The organism is Pauljensenia sp. C0254C2, from assembly GCF_056583835.1.
In genome coordinates this window covers 1-709 of record NZ_JBWPJO010000040.1, presented here as the reverse complement: position 1 = coordinate 709, position 709 = coordinate 1, and the positions used below count along the sequence as shown (strand labels likewise).

Here is a 709-nt window from a genome sequence, read left to right as displayed (position 1 = left end):
GCTGGTGTGGCGCCGGCTGTGCCGGTGCCGATCTTGCAGCGCACCTGCCAGCCCGGTACACGAAACCCACCAACCGGCCCCTCAACAACCTCAACCACACCACCAGCACCAGCGGCGTCAACATTCTCCACGCCAGCACCCTCCACACCAGGCACCGACACCGCCTCAGTAAACGAAGATTCAACAGTCACACTGCCAGCCACGTCGCTCCTCACGGTGTCATCGAAGCTTTCTAAATCGCCCGGAGGCGCAACCATTGAAGGTGATATGAGTGGAACGAACACTGCAACAATTCTGAGAGCCCTTTTTCTCATGATTGCGCTTTCTCACTCTCGTCTTCTGCAATGAAATCTTCGGCGTGATAGCTCTTAACCAGGAACGAAGAGTTCCGCTGTAGTATTTCTAATTCGATTATCTTCTGGCTTTCTAACGCCGGATGAAGCTCTCCCCCACGATATTCGACATAGGGAGCGTTCTTTGCGTGAATCTTTACGAAGTAGAGCCCTTTAGTCTGTGGGTGCGGAATCGGTTCGCCAATCCGCGTGATTGTATAGTTCTTGCCGTCAACCCATCCCCCATCCCCATACACCCTCCCAATTAGGTCGATGTATGATTGGCAGACTTTGCATTCGGGGCTGCTGACTTTTTTGAGGGTGGTGGTGTTGCCGGTGTTGATGGAGTATGCGAGGAGGTTGAGGTAGTACTCGGC

General features: G+C 53.7%; 2 protein-coding genes. Both read right to left on the bottom strand.

From position 1 onward, the window contains the following. On the bottom strand, positions 1-203 hold a 203-nt coding region (locus AC1DA5_RS10580), incomplete at its 3' end, for a hypothetical protein (protein ID WP_480290199.1). 107 nt (positions 204-310) lie between these two features. Further along, on the bottom strand, positions 311-709 hold a 399-nt coding region (locus AC1DA5_RS10575; protein ID WP_480290197.1), incomplete at its 5' end, for a DUF6318 family protein.